This window comes from Haloactinopolyspora sp. (genome assembly GCF_027324685.1).
Taxonomy (GTDB): Bacteria; Actinomycetota; Actinomycetes; order Jiangellales; family Jiangellaceae; genus Haloactinopolyspora.
On record NZ_DAHVSH010000074.1, the window covers coordinates 1 to 2,523 of the forward strand.

Genomic DNA, 2,523 nt, shown 5'->3' on the forward strand with positions numbered 1-2,523 from the left:
GCATCCCCGGCAAGTGAGCGGCGCCACCGGCACCGGCGACCAACACCCGCAGCCCACGCCGATCGGCCGCCGACCCGTAGTCGATCATCGCCTGCGGCATCCGGTGCGCGGAGACGACGCCGACCTCGTAGGCGACGCCCAACTCGTCCAGCGCATCGCCCACCGCGGACATGACCGGCCAGTCGGAATCCGAGCCCATGACGATGCCGACCAGCGGTGCGCCGTCGCCGCGAGCAGTGACCAACTCACCTACCCCGGGCGCTGATCGCGGTTCGTTGTCACCGTGGGCCGGCTCGTCATTCATCGATGTCTCCTCGGATGTAGTCCGCCGCGTGCCACGCGCGCTCACGCAAATCGTCGAGGTCGTCGCCATACACCGTCACATGGCCGACCTTGCGCCCCGGCGTCACCGCCTTGCCGTACCAGTGCACCTTCAACCCAGGATCGCGAGCCAGGACATGCCGGTAGGCCGGGTAGACGTCGGGCAGATCACCACCGAGCACGTTGACCATCACGGTGTACGGCGCGCGAGCCATCGGCGAGCCGAGCGGCAAGTCCAGCACCGCCCGCAGGTGGTTCTCGAATTGACTGGTCACGGCGCCGTCGATGGTCCAGTGCGCGGAGTTGTGTGGGCGCATCGCCAGCTCGTTGACCAACAGCCGGTCGTCGGCGGTCTGGAACAACTCGACGGCCAGCACCCCCACGACGTCGAGCTCGGCAGCCACGGACAACGCGGTGCGCTGGGCCTCAGCGGCCAAGTCCGGGTCGAGACCGGGCGCCGGCGCGACGACCTCGACGCAGATGCCGTCGCGCTGCACCGACTCGACGACCGGATAGGCCACGGCCTGCCCGGACGGCGAGCGAGCCACCACCGCGGCCAGCTCACGGGTGAAGTTCACCCGCTCTTCGACCAGCACCGGCACCCCGGCGCGGAACGGCTCGGCGATCACCTCGGCGCTCGTGCCGCCGTCGATGAGCCAGACGCCTTTGCCGTCGTAGCCGCCCCGGCTGGTCTTGAGCACGACGCTGTCACCGAGGTCGCGCAGCGAGGCCCGTACCTCGTCGGGACCGGTGACCACGCGGTAGCGCGGGCACGGCACCCCGAGGGCGGTGAGCCGTTCGCGCATGACGAGCTTGTCCTGTGCGTGAACGAGCGCGGCCGAGCCGGGCCGGACCGGGACCCCCAGCGCTTCGAGTTCCTGCAAGTGCTGCGACGGGACGTGCTCATGATCGAAGGTGAGCACGTCACAGGACTCGGCGAACGCGCGCAGGTCGGCCATCGCCTTCTCGTCAGCGACCACCGGCGAATTGATCACCTGAGCGGCCGCGGCTTCAGGCGAGGCCGCCAGCACGGACAGGCGTACCCCCAGCGCCACCGCCGGCGGCTGGCTCATCCGGGCCAGTTGCCCGCCCCCCACCATGCCGACCACGGGCCACGTCGCTTCGTCTCCCACGACGCACGAGCGTACGCGACCGGTCGGCACCGCCCGACACGAACCGACCGATATCGCTCCGCGCGCCGTCGCAGGTCACAGGCGTAGAAGTCGTTGACACTGGGACGAAAGGCGCATCGTGCCTTAGTGTTGGCCGCGTGCTTGATACCGCGCCGCCGCCGCGCCGCACCCCGCGAGTGCTGGGTGCGGCGTCGCGTGTTTGGTACGGACTCCACCATCTGGTCCGCGAGATGACGAAGTTCGCCACGGTCGGCGGCATCGGTTTCGTCATCGATCTGCTCATCTTCAACGCGCTGTTGTTCAGCGGCGACGACGGCGCCGGCCCGCTGCACGACTCACCGCTGTGGGCCAAGACCCTCTCGATGACCGCGGCGACGGTCGTCACGTTCGCCGGCAACCGGCTGTGGACGTTCCGGCACCGGGCCCGCACCGGCCTGGCTCGGGAGTACTCGCTGTTCTTCCTGCTCAACGGCATCGGCTTGGGTATCGCCCTGGCCTGCCTCGGGTTCTCGCGCTACGTCCTCGGGCTGTCGGGACCGCTGGCGGACAACATCGCCGCGAACGTCGTGGGCCTCGGGCTCGGCACACTGTTCCGGTTCTGGTCCTACCGCACCTGGGTCTTCCCGTCGCACGAGTCGCGCCGACCCGCTTCAGAGTCGGTGTAGCCTCACACCGGCGTCGTGCGCGTACGCGGCCCGGCGCGTAGCACCTGCGACGGCAGCTGACGCCCCACGAGTCGCTCGGCCAACGCCGCGACCTCGATCAACGCGTCGAGATCCACGCCGGTCCGCACGCCCATGTCCTCGAGCATGTGGACCACTTCCTCGGTGGCGATGTTGCCCGAGGCTCCCGGCGCGTAGGGGCAGCCGCCGAGCCCGCCGACCGAGGCGTCGAAATCATCCACCCCGAGCTGCAGGGCCGCATAGACGTTGGCCAGCCCGGTGCCGCGCGTGTTGTGGAAGTGCAGGCCCAACGGCAGCTGCGGAAAGGCCGACCGGGTCGCACCGACCAGATGCGTGACCCGGCTCGGCGTGGCCATCCCGGTCGTGTCCCCGTAGGCCAGCGAATC

General features: G+C 69.8%; 3 protein-coding genes and 1 pseudogene. 1 reads left to right on the forward strand and 3 read right to left on the reverse strand.

Features of this window, described 5'->3' with window-relative positions; genetic code table 11:
* The coding region (locus M6444_RS08245) for an AIR carboxylase family protein (protein WP_298325414.1) at positions 1–304 on the reverse strand (304 nt) is incomplete at its 3' end.
* Complete coding sequence (locus tag M6444_RS08250; RefSeq protein WP_298325417.1) at positions 297–1,454, reverse strand: 5-(carboxyamino)imidazole ribonucleotide synthase; 1,158 nt, start codon at positions 1,452–1,454, stop codon at positions 297–299. The genes M6444_RS08250 and M6444_RS08245, both read right to left, overlap by 8 nt.
* A 137-nt stretch (positions 1,455–1,591) precedes the next feature.
* On the opposite strand from M6444_RS08250, the gene M6444_RS08255 reads away from it, so the two are divergent.
* Positions 1,592–2,119, forward strand: coding sequence for a GtrA family protein (locus tag M6444_RS08255; RefSeq protein WP_298325420.1), 528 nt, complete (start codon positions 1,592–1,594; stop codon positions 2,117–2,119).
* Positions 2,120–2,121: 2 nt separating this feature from the next.
* On the opposite strand, the pseudogene M6444_RS08260 reads toward M6444_RS08255, so the two are convergent.
* Positions 2,122–2,523: pseudogene (locus tag M6444_RS08260) on the reverse strand (hydroxymethylglutaryl-CoA lyase); the annotation flags it as partial.